We start from the raw sequence: 15,704 nt of genomic DNA, 5'->3' as shown, positions 1-15,704 counted from the left end.
GCCAATCAGTTGCCGTATACCGGCAGCTTCTTGCAGATGGCCTTGACCTTCTCACGTACGGCGTCGATCACCGCTTCGTTGTTCAGGTCAGCCAGGATGTCGCAGATCCAGCCAGCCAGTTCCTTGCACTCGGCTTCCTTGAAACCACGGGTGGTGACGGCTGGGGTGCCGAAACGCAGGCCCGAGGTGACGAACGGCGAACGTGGGTCGTTCGGTACCGAGTTCTTGTTGACGGTGATGAAGGCTTTGCCCAAGGCGGCGTCAGCGTCCTTGCCGGAGATTTCCTGCTTGATCAGCGACAGCAGGAACAGGTGGTTCTGGGTGCCACCGGACACCACGTCGAAACCACGCTCGATGAACACGCTGGCCATGGCCTGGGCGTTTTTCACGACCTGTTGCTGGTAAGCCTTGAACTCAGGCTGCAGGGCTTCCTTGAAGCAGATGGCCTTGGCGGCGATCACGTGCTCCAGCGGGCCGCCTTGGGCGCCCGGGAATACAGCCGAGTTCAGCTTCTTCTCGATGTCGGCGTTGGCACGGGCCAGGATCAGGCCGCCACGTGGACCGCGCAGGGTCTTGTGGGTGGTGGTGGTGACCACGTCGGCGAACGGAACAGGGTTCGGGTACACGCCAGCGGCAACCAGGCCGGCAACGTGGGCCATGTCGACGAACAGGTAGGCACCGACCTTGTCGGCGATGGCGCGGAAGCGGGCGAAGTCCAGAACCTGCGAGTAGGCCGAGAAGCCGGCAACGATCATTTTCGGCTTGTGCTCGACCGCCAGGCGCTCGACTTCGTCGTAGTCGATCAGCCCGTTGCCGTCGATGCCGTACTGGATGGCGTTGTACAGCTTGCCCGACGAGCTTACCGAAGCACCGTGGGTCAGGTGGCCACCGTGGGCCAGGCTCATGCCCAGAATGGTGTCACCGGCCGACAGCAGGGCCAGGTAGACAGCTGCGTTGGCCTGGGAACCAGCGTGCGGCTGGACGTTGGCGTAATCGGCGCCGAACAGTTCCTTGGCACGGTCGATGGCCAGTTGCTCGACGATGTCGACGTACTCGCAACCACCGTAGTAACGCTTGCCTGGGTAGCCTTCGGCGTACTTGTTGGTCAGGACCGAGCCCTGAGCTTCCATGACTGCCGGGCTGGTGTAGTTTTCCGAAGCGATCAGCTCGATATGCTCTTCCTGGCGCAGGGCTTCTTGCTGCATGGCTTCGAAGAGCTCGGCGTCGTACTTGGCAATGGTCAAATCACGGCTGAACATGGCGGTCCTCAAGGATCGGGGTAGTTTGGGGGGGCATTCTAACCGATTGATTCGCGGCTGGCATATGAAGTGGCATCAAGTCGCGGACCAATGGGGCTCATGTTGCATCCCGCGCCGTGTCTGGGCTGGGCGGGCGTCCGAGTTGACTTTCAGGTCCGTTTTTTGGGGCGCATACGGCCCCATCGCCGGCAAGCCGGCCCCCACAGGATTTGCGCTGGCCTTGAGGCTGATGCATCACTTGTGGGCGCTGGCTTGCCGGCGATGAGGCCAGTGCAGGTACCGCATCAATGGAACATGAACAGCGTTTCGTTGGAGAACTGCGCCTCGAACTGGTGTGCCGGCATCGGCCGGCCGAACAGGTAGCCCTGCACTTCGTCGCAGCCATGTTCGCGCAGGAACTCTAGCTGCTCGTGGGTTTCCACGCCCTCGGCGATTACCGCCAGGTTAAGGCTGTGGGCCATGGCGATGATCGCCCGTGCAATCTGCGCGTCCTGCTCGCCCTCGGGCAGGCCGTCGACGAAGGTGCGGTCGATCTTGAGCACGTCGATGGGGAACTGCTTGAGGTAGTTGAGCGATGAGTAGCCGGTGCCGAAGTCGTCCACCGCAATGCTCAGGCCCAGGTTTTTCAGGCTGGCAAGAATCTGCAGCGCCTCGCTCACCTCGCGCATCAGAATGCTTTCGGTCAGCTCCAGCTCCAGGCAGGCCGGCGGCAGGCCGCTTTCTTCAAGAATGTTGGCAATCCGCGTGCCCAGCTGGCCGTCGGAGAACTGCCGCGCCGAAATGTTCACCGACACTTTCGGCACCCGCACCTTGGCCTTGTGCCAGGCCTTGAGTTGGCGGCTGGCCTCGCGCAGGACCCAGTCGCCCACGTCCACGACCAGGCCCAGTTCCTCGATCACCGGGATAAAGTCGCCCGGCGGTACCAGGCCACGGGTTGGGTGGCGCCAGCGCAGCAGTGCTTCGGCGCCGGTCAGGCGTTTGCCGTCGCCACTGAACTGCGGCTGGTAGTAGAGGATGAATTCGTTCTGCTCCATGGCGTGGCGCAGGTCGCTTTCCAGCTCCAGCCGCTCCAGGGCGCTGGCGTTCATCTCGGCCTGGTAGAACTGGAAGTTGTTCTTGCCGCGTTCCTTGGCGTGGTACATGGCGGTGTCGGCGTTTTTCATCAGCTGGCTCAGCTCGCTGCCATCCTGCGGGCTGAGGGCGATGCCGATACTGGCAGTGACGAAGAACTCGCGGTTTTCCAGCACGAATGGCCGCACCAGGCTGCCGAGGATGTTCTCGGCCACGTGGATGGCGCGGTTCAGTGCCAGCTCGCGGCTGGGGCGCGGTTGCAGCAACAGGGTAAATTCGTCGCCGCCCATGCGCGCCACAGTGTCGTCGTCATCCACGCAGGCCAGCAGGCGCAGGGCCATGTCCTTGAGCATGCGATCGCCCGCGGCATGGCCGAGGGAGTCGTTGATCGGTTTGAAACGGTCCAGGTCGAGGAACATCAGTACCACCCAGGCCTTCTGCCGCTCCGCCTGCTGCAGGGCGTTGTACAGGCGGTCCTGGAACAGCGTGCGGTTGGGCAGGTGGGTGAGGGCGTCGTAGTAGGCCAGGCGGTGAATGCGCTGTTCGCTGGCCTTGCGCTCGCTGATGTCGGTGAAGAAGCACACGTAGCTGGCCAGGTCGCCCTCGTCGTCCAGTACTGCAGTAATGCCGACCCATGCCGGGTAGTGGTCGCCGTCACGGCGCTTGAGCCACACCTCGCCCTCCCAGCTGCCGCGCTGGTGCAGTTGCTTGACCACATAGCGCAGGTGCCCTTCCTGCTGTTCGTCGACGGTGAGCATGCCCGGTAACTGGTCGAGCACTTCACTGACGGCATAACCACTGACGCGGCTGAACGCCTCGTTGGCCTGCACGATATAGCCGGCCGGGTCGGTGATGAGGATGGCCGAAGTGGAATGCTCGAATACCGTTGCGGCCATGCGCAGGTCTTTTTCGGCACGCCGTTGCTGGCTGATGTCACGGCCCACCCCAAGCACGCCTTCGAAGCGCTGGTCATCGTCCCACACCAGCACCAGGCGCAGTTCGATGGGGATCTTGCGACCATCGCCGCGCAGGCAGTCGAACACGAACAGCTGGGTCGGCAGCTGGCTGCGCAGCTGGGCCAGTTGAACCGGGTCGCCCATGGCCTTGCTCACGCGTTCCATCAGGCTGTAGATGCCGGTGAGCTGGGCCGGGTTGGCGACGATCGACTGCCAGCCGTTGGCGAAAATCCAGTCAGCCCGGTAGCCCAGCACGCTCTGCACCGAAGGGCTGACATAGTTGAGCCTGAGCAGGCTGTCGGTGGAGAAGATCACGTCGCTGATGCTTTCGGCGAGCATCCGGTAGCGCTGTTCGCTGTCGCGCAGCGACTGGCTGGCCTCGATCTGCACGGTCACGTCCTTGCCCACGCCGATGATGCGCGTTACCAGGCCTTCGGCATCACGGGTCAGCACCTGCTCGCGGATGTCATAGCAGCGCCAGCCGCCATCATGGTGGCGGAAGCGTAACTGGCAGTGCAGCGGTTGGTCATGGCCGCTGTCACGCTGTTGCTGGCGCAAGGCCTGATAGTGCGCGGCATCTTCGGGGTGCAGCAGCAACTCCCAGAAGCGGTCGCCCATCTGCGCAAGCGCGGTACGGTCGTAACCCAGGGTCTGGCCAAGGTGGCGATTGCTGAAGATCATCCGCTGGCTGAGCACGTCCTGCACGTACAACTGGTCGGGGACGGTGCGCACCACATCCGACCAGAAGCTTTCACGCTCCAGCAGCGACAGTTCCACCTGCTTGCGGCTGGTGATGTCGCTGATGCTGAGAATGACTGCCTGGTAGTCGCGGCGCTGCTGCGGCAGGCGTGCCATCAGCCACAGATGCAACTCGCCGCCCAGCGGCGCCGGCAGGCGTACTTCCAGCTCCAGCAGCGGGCGTTGTTCGATCAGCGCGTCGATCAGTTGCATGCCGATGCTGTCGCGGCCATCGCCAGTGCCGTCGATCAGCCGCTGCCAGGCTCCTGCGTGGCAGTCGATGTTCAGCAGCTGGCGCGCGACCTGGTTGACCTCGGTGATTTTCAGTTCCAGCAGCAGCGAGCGACGCAGGTTTGGGTCCAGCGCCAGGCTGTGCTTGAGCGCGGCGCGGTTGCGCAGGTGGTAGCGGTCGAGCTGGCCAGGCAGGCTGGACAGATCGAGCACACACAAGGCCACGCCGGTGCCTTCGAAAATTTCCTGGTAACGCCGGCGGTCCTCCTGCAGCGCGCGCTGGCGGCGGCGCATGTTGATCAGGGCCAGCACCGGCAGCAGGGCGCAGAACAGCACCAGCAGGCACTTGCCGATCAGTGCAGGCAGCAGTTTCTGCTGGGTCAGTTGCGCGTCGAACAGGCCGCGCAGTTGCCAGGTGCTGTTGTCTATAAAGGCCAGCATCACGCTCTGCAGCGGCTCGCTGCCGGTGTCGGTTGGCGCGTGGCGCTGCAGTACCTCGCCGCTGCGGCTGTTTTCCAGCAGCCACAGGGGGTGGCCGGCGCCATCAAGGTGGGTGGTGAGGGTGCTGTAGTAGTCTGGCGACAGGCGCAGCAGCCAGTAGCCACGGTCCTGCTCGGGGGGCTGGCGCAGCAGCAGATAGAGGGTGCGGTTGTCGGCTGAATTGGTGAAGAAGTACGGGCGGCCCTGGTTCAGCGTGAGCAACTCGCCAAGCAACTGGCGGTCGGGGCTGCCGGGCAGGCTGTCGGCGCGCAGTTGCCCTGCATTGTCCAGCCAGGCCACGCTCTGCAGCGCAGGCAGGCGCTCGCGCAGGGTATGCAGAAGGCTCGGCAGGGCGGCAGGCTGCGGCGCATTTACGTAAGGCTGCAGCACATTCACCGCCTGCTGCGCCTTGAACGCCATGTTCAGGCTCAGGTGGTCGGCCAGTTCTGCAGTGGCATCCAGGCTTTGTTTGCGCAGGTCGGCCTGGGTGTGGTTGAACTGGGCGAAAAGCTGCCACAGCAGCAGGCCCAGCAGGATCAGGGCAAGCATCGCCAGCGCACCCTTGACTGACCCGCGCAGGGTAGCGGCGGGCGCCTGTGGCGCGGTACGCAATGTCGACGGATGAGTAAGGTTGGTCAAGCGTTGATCCTGCGATTGGGCTGGCGATGGCAGGGAAGGATCATGCACGGTGGCGCACTATAAGCCGGACACCCGAAACCGGCTAGCATGCCTAGGATTATGGCAAAGTGCCAGCCATGTTGACCGATGGTGCCTGCCCGGTGGTTCGGCAAGCCCCTGCAACCTGTGCGAGAATAGCCGCCGCTTCACATGACAACGCATCGGAGATGTTCGGTTTTGGTTACTCACTTTTCCTCCAATGGCCTCGATTCCGCCTGCGGGCGCAGCAGTCAGACCCTTGTCAGCACTGCCGTGACCGAGGACGTATCCTGCAAGTCTTGCCAGCGCTCGCTGGTCAAACCTGACGCTGGCGCCAGCGCCAGGAGCAAAGCGCCATCGCTGGCTGAACTGCGCAAGACCGCCAAAGCGGCAGCAGCGCCAGCGCCGGCAGTGGCTACGGCCAAGGCTGCTGCCAAGGTGGTCGGCACTGCGCCTGCGGCTGCCAGGCCGGCTCATGTGGCCGAGCAGCAACCTGCCCGCAGCGGCGGCTTCAGCGTGAAGTCCGCCTGGGCCGCGCGCCTGGCCGAGCAGGGCGACCGTTGCCGGTTGCCGCGGGGCAAGGCCAAACAGCGCCACGTCTGAGCCATCTCGGCTGCTGTGCCGGCCTCTTCGCGGCTAAAGCCGCTCCCACAGGGATATCACTGCCTTCAAGGGCAATGCAGTACCTGTGGGAGCGGCTTTAGCCGCGAAGAGGCCGGCAAAGCCAACAAATGCCCCCCAGGGACAACACCGATCCCACCCCACCCACGGCCCCTCCTATGCAACGCCGCGCGTTGGCGTAGAATGGTCGTCTTTGTCCAATGACACCCGAACACGCATCCCCCTGGCCATGCTGCCTGGGCGATCGTCGATGTCTTTACCTATCTGAATTAGAGGGCTTGGTTTTGGCTCAATACGTCTACACCATGCATCGGCTGAGCAAGGTCGTGCCGCCGAAGCGGGAAATTCTCAAGAACATTTCCCTGTCGTTCTTCCCAGGCGCCAAGATTGGCGTGCTCGGCTTGAACGGCGCCGGTAAATCGACCCTGCTGCGGATCATGGCGGGCGTCGACAAGGAATTCGACGGCGAAGCCCGTCCGATGCCCGACATCAACGTTGGCTACCTGCCGCAGGAGCCACAACTGGACCCGACCAAGACCGTGCGCGAAGTGGTCGAGGAAGCGGTCAGCGTGATCAAGGACGCCCAGGCCCGTCTGGACGAGGTCTACGCCGCTTACGCCGACCCGGATGCCGACTTCGACAAGCTGGCCGCCGAGCAGGCCAAGCTGGAAGCCATCCTGCAGGCCGCTGACGGCCACAACCTGGAGCGCCAGCTGGACGTGGCCGCCGACGCCCTGCGCCTGCCGGCCTGGGACGCAAAAATCGAACACCTGTCCGGTGGTGAAAAGCGCCGTGTGGCCCTGTGCCGCCTGCTGCTGTCGGCCCCCGACATGCTGCTGCTCGACGAACCGACCAACCACCTGGATGCCGATTCGGTGGCGTGGCTTGAGCGCTTCCTGCACGACTTCCCGGGCACCGTGGTAGCCATTACCCACGACCGTTACTTCCTCGACAACGTTGCTGGCTGGATCCTGGAACTGGACCGCGGCGCCGGCATTCCGTACGAAGGCAACTACTCGGGCTGGCTGGAAGCCAAGTCGGACCGCTTGGCGCAGGAATCCAAGCAGCAGAGCGCCCACGAGAAGGCCATGAAAGAGGAACTGGAGTGGGTGCGCAAAGGCGCCAAGGCTCGCCAGTCCAAATCCAAGGCCCGTCTGCAGCGCTTTGAAGAAATGCAGTCGCAGGAATTCCAGAAACGCAGCGAAACCAACGAGATCTACATCCCGGCTGGCCCGCGCCTGGGCGACAAGGTCATCGAGTTCAAGAACGTATCCAAAGGCTACGGCGACCGCGTGCTGATCGACAACCTGTCGTTCTCCATGCCAAAAGGCGCCATCGTCGGCGTGATCGGCGGTAACGGTGCTGGTAAGTCGACCCTGTTCCGCATGCTGATGGGCAAGGAGCAGCCGGACTCGGGCAGCATCGAGATCGGTGAAACCGTGCAACTGGCCTGCGTGGACCAGAGCCGCGAAGACCTGGACGGCGCCAAGACCGTGTTCCAGCAGATTTCCGACGGTTCCGACCAGATCCGCATCGGCAACTACGAGATCCCGTCGCGCACCTACGTTGGCCGCTTCAACTTCAAGGGTGGCGACCAGCAGAAGTTCGTCAAGGACCTGTCCGGTGGTGAGCGCGGTCGCCTGCACCTGGCCCTGACCCTGAAGGAGGGCGGTAACGTCCTGTTGCTCGACGAACCGTCCAACGACCTCGACGTCGAAACCCTGCGTTCGCTGGAAGAAGCCCTGCTGGACTTCCCGGGCGCCGCGATCGTGATTTCCCACGACCGTTGGTTCCTGGACCGTGTGGCTACTCACATCCTGGCGTACGAAGACGACTCGAACGTGGTGTTCTTCGAAGGCAACTACACCGAGTACGAAGCCGACCGCAAGAAGCGCCTGGGTGATGCTGCTGCCCAGCCGCACCGTGTACGGCACAAGAAACTGGCCCAGTAAGCCGGAGTTCTGATGCACAAGAATGGGGCCCTTCGGGGCCCCATTTTTGTGCCTGCCATACGCGGGTAAACAGCTTATGGGGCTCGCTCTTTGTATACACTTATATAAAACGCACCAAATAATTTCAAAAAAACGACATTTCGCCCTATTCCAGTGCGATTGCTTCTTGGTACATTCGAAAAAAAACCAATAAGTCTAATCCTCTTGGTGAGATGTCTACCATGATCGAATCTGTCGACAATTTCCTTGCACGCCTGCAGCAGCGTGACCCTGGCCAACCGGAATTCCACCAGGCGGTGGAAGAGGTGCTGCGCACCCTGTGGCCATTCCTTGAAGCCAACCCTCACTACCTGCAATCGGGCATTCTCGAGCGTATGGTAGAGCCTGAGCGCGCGGTGCTGTTCCGCGTTTCCTGGGTCGATGACCAGGGCAAGGTGCAGGTCAACCGCGGCTACCGCATCCAGATGAGCAGCGCCATCGGTCCTTACAAGGGCGGCCTGCGCTTCCACCCGTCGGTGAATCTCAGCGTGCTGAAGTTCCTGGCCTTCGAGCAAGTGTTCAAGAACTCCCTCACCTCGCTGCCCATGGGCGGCGGCAAGGGTGGCTCGGACTTCGACCCTAAAGGCAAGAGCGACGCCGAAGTGATGCGCTTCTGCCAGGCGTTCATGAGCGAGCTGTACCGCCACATTGGCGCTGACTGCGACGTGCCGGCCGGTGACATTGGCGTGGGTGCCCGCGAAATCGGCTTCATGTTTGGCCAGTACAAACGCTTGGCCAACCAGTTCACCTCGGTGTTGACCGGTAAAGGCATGACGTACGGCGGCAGCCTCATCCGCCCGGAAGCCACCGGCTACGGCTGCGTGTATTTCGCCGAAGAAATGCTCAAGCGCCAAGGCAAGCGTATCGACGGCCGCCGCGTGGCAGTTTCCGGTTCGGGCAACGTGGCCCAGTATGCGGCGCGCAAAGTGATGGACCTGGGCGGCAAGGTGATCTCGCTGTCCGACTCCGAAGGCACGCTGTACGCCGAAGCCGGCCTGACCGATGCCCAGTGGGACGCGTTGATGGAACTGAAGAACGTCAAGCGTGGCCGCATCAGCGAGCTGGCCGGGCAGTTCGGCCTTGAGTTCCGCAAGGGCCAGACCCCGTGGAGCCTGCAGTGCGACATCGCGTTGCCGTGCGCCACGCAGAACGAGCTGGGCGCCGAAGACGCCCGCACCCTGCTGCGCAATGGCTGCATCTGTGTGGCCGAAGGTGCCAACATGCCGACCACCCTCGAAGCTGTGGATATCTTCCTGGACGCCGGCATCCTCTATGCCCCGGGCAAAGCCTCCAACGCCGGCGGCGTGGCCGTGTCGGGCCTGGAGATGTCGCAGAACGCCATGCGCCTGCTGTGGACTGCCGGTGAAGTGGACAGCAAGCTGCACAACATCATGCAGTCGATTCACCATGCTTGCGTGCACTACGGTGAAGAGGCGGATGGCCGTATCAACTACGTCAAAGGTGCGAATATCGCAGGCTTTGTGAAAGTGGCTGATGCGATGCTGGCCCAAGGCGTAGTCTGACCTGAAGTTTTTTGGGGCCGCATAGCGGCCCCTTCAGGGCTCACCTTCGATCTCGACCACTTCAATCACCTGATCCCCCGCCGGCCGCCGCCAAACCACCTCATCCCCAGGCCGCGCGCCCAGCAACGCCCGTCCCAGCGGCGAACCCCAGTTGATCAGCCCCCGCCCAGCATCCGCTTCATCCTCGCCTACCAGCTGCACCACCTGCTCCTGGTCCTGCGCATCGACAAACCGTACGCGGCTACCAATCTGCACCTTGCTGCGTGAAGTGGCTGCCGGCACCACCTGGGCACTCTGCACCCGTGCACTGAAGTAACGCAGGTCCCGCTCGGTATCGGCCAGCCGCTGCTTGTCGCCACGCTCGCCCTGCGCCTGCAGTTCGCTGCGCAAGGCATTCAGCCCGGCCACGCGCGTTTGCAGCAGGTGCAGGCCGTTGGCGGTGACGTAGTTGGGTTGTTCGCTGACGCGTCGCTCCACCGGCTGGTCGGCCTGGGCGGCAGCTTGGTCTTCGTTGACGAATGCTCGGCTCATGCGGGGCCTCCTGTGTGCAGGAGACCATCATGGCAGGCCGTCGGTTTCAAGGGATGTCCGTTTGCGACTCAGTTGTGGCGATAAGCCTTGGCAGCGCCTCGGTCCTTTTCCTGCTCCCACTCGCGGTCGCGCTGGTCCCAGAAGCGTTCGTGGTACGCGCGCTGTTCTTCACTGTTCTGCATGGCATGGCACTGGCGGAAACCGTCGTCCCAACCGGTTTCGTACTGGCGCTCGTGCAGGTAGCGCGGCACGTTTTTGCTGAAGCCGCCCACCATCAGCCCGGCCGCCTGGCGGCCGCTGCTGCAACCGTCCTGAAAGCCATCGGCATAGGCAGGGGGATAACCATGGGTGAGCATCTGCTCGTGGGTGGTTTCGCAACCTGACAGCAACAACGCAATGCACACGCCGAACCAGTACCGCGACATGACCACAAAACCCTCCAGTTGATGGTGGAAAGTCTAGGTGGCCATTTGTCGAGGAGCTGTCAAAACAGTGTCAAAGAGTCGATTGGATCACTCAGTAGTGGTACCACTTCAATTCGAGCATGACTTCGTTCTGCGCAGTAGCGAGGTGGCTGAACTCTCTCGAAGCACTCAACCTCAACCCCAGGTTCTGGCTGATTTCCCACTGCTGGTTCAGGCTCACTTTGCGCCGCACCTCGCCATTGGTGAAGTAATCACCCTTGGCCTCCAGCGTCATGTTGCCCAAGCCGTTGCGCCACAGCAGGCCGCCATTGAACCCTGCCGCCGGGGCGATGAACTGGGCGAAGTCGTTGTGATGCTCGACCCGCACCGTACCCAGAGCAAAACCCAGCAACCCGTCGGCCAATTGCCAGGTGCCGCCGGCGCCGCCGTTCACGTGGCTGACCAAGACCTCGTCATCATGTTTGCCTGGCACCCGCTCCAGGCCGCCGGCCACTTGCCACGACCAGGGTTTGAGCAGTTCGTTGCGGGGCGTCAGCGAGCGAATGGTGGCCAGGTCCAGGCGCTGCACCTGCCAGTCATTACCCTCGTACTGGCGTACCTTCAGCTGCAGGATCTCGATTTGCGCACCCAGCGGGAAGCCATAGGCATTGTCGTTCAGGTCGTGGTAGGCCATGCGCAGGCCGTACTCGGCGTAAGCGCGGTCTTCACGGGTGCCTACGCCCAGCTGCCAGGTGCGAGAGTCATGGCCATCCTCGGGCAGGCCGGGGCGCTCGATCTGCAAGGGCGGCGGCGGGTTGCTGTTGATCGCGCGCAGCAGTTCGAAGCTGCGCTTCGCTTGGCCGGGGTCGCGCTCCTGGCCGTTGGCCCGGTAGCGCTCCAGGCGATATGCGGCGTCCTGCACCAACGCCTGGCGTTCACGGGGCAGGGCCTTGAATTCGGGGCTCTGCAACTGTGCGGTATTGGCACTCACGGCCAGCACCTGATGCTTTTCATTGTGATCAAGCGGCTCCGCCCGGGCGAGCAACTCACGTTCGCGAGAGGGGCGGTAAACCTCGCTGGCGACCAGGCCGGACTGCTTCACGGCCTTCACCGTATCGGTGGGGATGGCGGTCAGCGGGAACTGCGAGGTCAGGTCCAGGCTCGGCCGAGCCACTTGCAGCAGCTCCAGTAACCGATACGAGCAGTTTTCGTCGAAGAAGAAATAGTCGAACTGGATCTGCTTCAACTCCCACACATGCTCGACCATGCGCCCGGTTTCTTCGGGGGTGAGGTCCAGCTGGTATTCCCACAGGTCGCGGTTTTCGAGGCTGCGGTATTCGGACAGTTTTTCCTGGTAGGGCATCAGGGCGAACAGCCCCGGGTAGCCGCCCATCAGGCCCTTCCAGGCGTACAGGATGCTGTTGTCGCTGCCTTCGATGTAGGCGCCGAAGTTGATTGCGTAGCTCAGCAGCGTGGTGTCGTCGTTGCGGGTGCTGGACTGGTCGATGCGCAGCAGGGTGTGGCCGAACATCGACGACGGGCTGTTCAGGTAGGCCGCCGGGAAGATCAGCGCGGCGCTGTGCGGGTCGATCGACTGGTACCAGGTCTTGAATTCCTGGCAGTCCGGCTGCGGCAACCCTGGCAGGTCGAGCTGTTCGCGCAGCCAGCGGGTGCGCGCGGGGAACACGCACTGCGCGTGCTTGTCGCCTAGGCTGGCCGGGGCATACAGCGCATCGACCGTAGCCTTGAGTTCTTGATCCGGGTGGTGCGCACCGTCTGCGGCGAGGAAGAACGCATCGTCGTCCACATAGCTACGCCAGCCGCCGAGCTTGGCGGTTTCGTAGTGACCAATGGCGAGCCAGTAAGGGGTATTGGCCAGTTGCTGGAGACGGCCTTGATCCAGCACGGGCGCGGCATGAACAGGGGCGCAGGCACACAGCGCCAGGGAAGCGAGGCGTTTGAGCATATCGGGCAACTACTTCTTCACGATGCCGAAAAGGCGAAACCCGCCCCCGTGGGGGCGGGAACAGCAGTGCTTAGGCCTCGGTAGCGTATTTGGCCAGGCGTGGGTCGCTCTTCAGAACCGCCAGGGTGTTGCTGTGGACAGTTTCGGCAGTGACATCGGCGCTGCTGAAGATCTGGTTGAAGTGCTGGTGGGTAACCGAGTTGAAGTAGACGCGGTCTTCCGGGGCCACGCCGAGCACTACGGCATAGGTGGTCAGCGCTTCGCCCTGGCCCATGGCCATGTCTTCGGACAGCTCGTTCATCATGCCGTTCATGGCAAACCAGGACTTGCCGCCGTAGGTCAGCGAAGCCTTGGTAGAGCAGCCGTTGGTACCGGAGGTCATGCCGAAGGTGGCGTTACCGGAGGTGCCGTTGGTAGTAGAAGCAAGGAAGTGTGCCGGCGTGCCACGCTGGCCTTCGAACAGCATGTTGCCCCAGCCGCAGTTCGGGCCGCCTGGCGCTTCTGCCATGGCGTTCAGCGAGACCACGGTGAACAGAGTACCCAGAAGAATCCGTTTCATAGCATTTGTTCTCTTTGTCTTAACCAAGGGTCAGGGTTTCTGGCAACTCGGTTGCCAGGTCGGGAAAGCTTTTCACCCACCCGCGCAGCTTGGAGTTTAGGCACGATCTAAAGGTTGCGTTGTTGATTGCGAAAAATTTGCTGCTACATGACCTGCACCGGCTGCGACATAAAGTCCTGTGGAGCCTTGCAAGGCGCGCGCGCGCAGCGCCAGAATGCTGCTCATCTGCCCGCCGAAGTAAGGAAACCCAATGCCCGATCCTGTCGCTGCGCGCCTGCGTCTCGCGCCTGAAGCCCTGACCCGGCGTTTCTCCCCCGAGCAGTTTGCTTTTACCCACACCGACGATCTGGAGCCGTTTCGCGGAGTCCTGGGCCAGGAACGTGCTGTCGAGGCCCTGCAGTTCGGCGTGGCCATGCCGCGCCCCGGTTACAACGTGTATGTGATGGGCGAGCCCGGCACCGGGCGCTTCTCGTTCGTCAAGCGCTACCTCAAGGCTGAGGGCAAGCGCCAGCAGACCCCGGCCGACTGGGTTTACGTCAACCACTTCGACGACACTCGGGAACCACGCGCGCTGGAGTTGCCGTCTGGAAGCGCCGCCGAGTTCATCAGCGATATGGGCGGTTTGATCGACAACCTGCTGTCGACCTTCCCGGCCGTGTTCGAGCACCCGTCATATCAGCAGAAAAAAGGTGCCATCGACCGTGCCTTCAACCAGCGCTATGACCGCGCCCTGGATGTGATCGAGCGGGCCTCGCTGGAAAAGGACGTTGCGTTGTACCGCGATGCCAGCAACGTCGCCTTTACGCCGATGGCCGATGGCAAGGCGCTGGACGAAGCCGAGTTCGCCCAGTTGCCCGAAGCGGTGCGCGAGCAGTTTCACGAAGACATTGCCTTGCTGGAGGAACAGCTGAACGAAGAGCTGGCCAGCCTGCCGCAATGGAAGCGTGAGTCGAACAACCAGCTGCGCCAGCTCAACGAAGAAACCATCACCCTCGCGTTGCAGCCTTTGCTGGCGCCGCTGTCAGAAAAGTACGCCGAGAACGCAGCGGTGTGCGCCTACCTGCAGTCGGTGCAGCTGAACCTGCTGCGCACCGTGGTCGAGCAACTGGTCGACGACAGCAAGACCGACGCCGCCGCACGCAAACTGCTTGAAGAGCAGTACGCCCCAAGCCTGGTGGTCGGCCACCATGCCGCCGGCGGCGCGCCGGTCGTGTTCGAGCCGCACCCGACTTACGACAACCTGTTCGGCCGTATCGAATACAGCACCGACCAGGGCGCGCTGTACACTTCGTACCGGCAGCTGCGCCCAGGCGCGTTGCACCGGGCCAACGGCGGCTTCCTGATTCTTGAAGCGGAGAAGATGCTGGGCGAGCCGTTCGTGTGGGATGCGCTCAAGCGTGCCCTGCAGTCGCGCAAGCTGAAGATGGAATCCCCGATCGGCGAGCTGGGCCGTGTTGCCACCGTCAGCCTTCAGCCGCAGATGATTCCGCTCAACGTGAAGCTGGTGATTATCGGCTCCCGCCAGCTGTACTACGCACTGCAGGACCACGACCCGGACTTCCAGGAGATGTTCCGCGTGCTGGTGGACTTCGACGAAGACATGCCCATGGTCGACGAAAACCTGGAGCAGTTCGCCCAGCTGTTGCGCACCCGCACCAACGAGGAGGGCATGGCGCCGCTGACCAGTGACGCGGTCGCACGCCTGGCCACCTACAGCGCCCGCCTGGCAGAGAACCAGTCACGCCTGTCGGCGCGCATCGGCGACTTGTTCCAGCTGGTCAGCGAAGCCGATTTCATCCGTCAGCTGGCCAGTGACGAAATGACCGACGCCGGGCACATCGAACGTGCGCTCAAAGCCAAGGCCACCCGCACCGGGCGCGTTTCGCAACGGGTGCTGGACGACATGCTGGCCGGCATCATCCTGATCGACACCGAGGGTGCGGCCATTGGCAAGTGCAACGGCCTGACCGTGCTGGAAGTGGGCGACTCGGCGTTCGGTATGCCGGCGCGTATTTCTGCCACTGTGTACCCGGGCGGCAGCGGCATCGTCGACATCGAACGTGAGGTCAACCTTGGCCAGCCGATCCACTCCAAGGGTGTGATGATCCTCACCGGTTACCTGGGCAGCCGGTATGCCCAGGAGTTCCCGCTGGCGATTTCCGCGAGCATTGCCCTGGAGCAGTCCTACGGTTATGTAGACGGTGACAGCGCCTCGCTGGGCGAAGCCTGCACGCTGATTTCAGCCTTGTCGCGCACGCCGCTCAAGCAGTGCTTCGCCATCACCGGTTCTATCAACCAGTTTGGTGAAGTGCAGGCGGTGGGTGGGGTCAACGAGAAGATCGAAGGTTTCTTCCGCCTGTGCGAGGCGCGTGGCCTGACCGGCGAGCAGGGGGTGATCATTCCGCGTGCCAACGTGGCCACGCTGATGCTTGACGAGCGCGTGCTGCAGGCCGTGGAGAATGGCATGTTCCACGTCTACGCAGTCAGCCAGGCTGATGAGGCGCTGAGCCTGCTGGTGGGCGAGGAGGCCGGGGTGCTCGATGAGCAAGGCCAGTTTGCCGAGGGCAGCGTCAATGCCCGCGTGGTGGAACGCCTGCGGGAAATTGCCGAAATGATCAGCGAGGAAGACATCGAGAAGGCAGAAAAGGAACGCCTCGAAGAGGTAATTGCACAGGCCAAGCCGGCCTGAGTCAATAAATCGGCGCTGGCGGCGATGT

Annotated in this window: 10 protein-coding genes; 4 read left to right on the top strand and 6 right to left on the bottom strand. The window is 62.8% G+C overall.

From position 1 onward, the window contains the following. Positions 1–5 precede the first annotated feature (5 nt). Positions 6–1,259 (bottom strand): serine hydroxymethyltransferase, encoded by a 1,254-nt coding sequence (glyA, locus tag J3A71_RS25505; RefSeq protein ID WP_012270418.1) that lies wholly within the window; start codon positions 1,257–1,259, stop codon positions 6–8. Positions 1,260–1,543: 284 nt separating this feature from the next. After that, on the bottom strand, positions 1,544–5,374 hold the full coding sequence (locus tag J3A71_RS25500) for a bifunctional diguanylate cyclase/phosphodiesterase (RefSeq protein ID WP_102667945.1): 3,831 nt from the start codon (positions 5,372–5,374) through the stop codon (positions 1,544–1,546). 216 nt (positions 5,375–5,590) lie between these two features. On the opposite strand from J3A71_RS25500, the gene J3A71_RS25495 reads away from it, so the two are divergent. The 3 genes from J3A71_RS25495 to gdhA all read left to right on the top strand — a co-directional run bounded on the left by J3A71_RS25495 (position 5,591) and on the right by gdhA (position 9,527). Continuing rightward, on the top strand, positions 5,591–5,995 hold the full coding sequence (locus J3A71_RS25495; RefSeq protein WP_102667946.1) for a hypothetical protein: 405 nt from the start codon (positions 5,591–5,593) through the stop codon (positions 5,993–5,995). Positions 5,996–6,297: 302 nt separating this feature from the next. Further along, positions 6,298–7,965 carry an energy-dependent translational throttle protein EttA gene (gene ettA, locus J3A71_RS25490; protein ID WP_016484819.1) on the top strand — a complete coding sequence of 556 codons (1,668 nt, stop codon included), beginning with the start codon at positions 6,298–6,300 and terminating at the stop codon, positions 7,963–7,965. A 221-nt stretch (positions 7,966–8,186) separates the two neighbouring features. After that, a complete protein-coding gene (gene gdhA, locus J3A71_RS25485) occupies positions 8,187–9,527 on the top strand; it encodes an NADP-specific glutamate dehydrogenase (protein ID WP_016484820.1) in 1,341 nt (446 codons plus the stop codon). A gap of 33 nt (positions 9,528–9,560) precedes the next feature. Here gdhA and J3A71_RS25480 read toward each other — a convergent pair whose 3' ends face one another. The 4 genes from J3A71_RS25480 to J3A71_RS25465 form a co-directional block, all read right to left on the bottom strand. Next, positions 9,561–10,058 (bottom strand): GreA/GreB family elongation factor, encoded by a 498-nt coding sequence (locus tag J3A71_RS25480; protein WP_016484821.1) that lies wholly within the window; start codon positions 10,056–10,058, stop codon positions 9,561–9,563. 68 nt (positions 10,059–10,126) lie between these two features. Then, positions 10,127–10,483 carry a hypothetical protein gene (locus J3A71_RS25475; RefSeq protein ID WP_016484822.1) on the bottom strand — a complete coding sequence of 119 codons (357 nt, stop codon included), beginning with the start codon at positions 10,481–10,483 and terminating at the stop codon, positions 10,127–10,129. A gap of 91 nt (positions 10,484–10,574) precedes the next feature. Then, positions 10,575–12,428 (bottom strand): DUF4105 domain-containing protein, encoded by a 1,854-nt coding sequence (locus J3A71_RS25470; protein WP_016484823.1) that lies wholly within the window; start codon positions 12,426–12,428, stop codon positions 10,575–10,577. Between the two features lie 70 nt (positions 12,429–12,498). After that, on the bottom strand, positions 12,499–12,987 hold the full coding sequence (locus J3A71_RS25465; protein WP_016484824.1) for a DUF3015 domain-containing protein: 489 nt from the start codon (positions 12,985–12,987) through the stop codon (positions 12,499–12,501). 250 nt (positions 12,988–13,237) lie between these two features. On the opposite strand from J3A71_RS25465, the gene J3A71_RS25460 reads away from it, so the two are divergent. After that, positions 13,238–15,676, top strand: coding sequence for an ATP-binding protein (locus J3A71_RS25460; protein WP_016484825.1), 2,439 nt, complete (start codon positions 13,238–13,240; stop codon positions 15,674–15,676). The last annotated feature ends 28 nt before the right edge of the window (positions 15,677–15,704 follow it).

The organism is Pseudomonas sp. PvP089, from assembly GCF_017875165.1.
In the GTDB taxonomy this organism is placed as follows: domain Bacteria; phylum Pseudomonadota; class Gammaproteobacteria; order Pseudomonadales; family Pseudomonadaceae; genus Aquipseudomonas; species Aquipseudomonas fortuita.
Note: the sequence above shows the minus strand (reverse complement) of the source record. Positions and strands in the feature narration are given on the sequence as shown.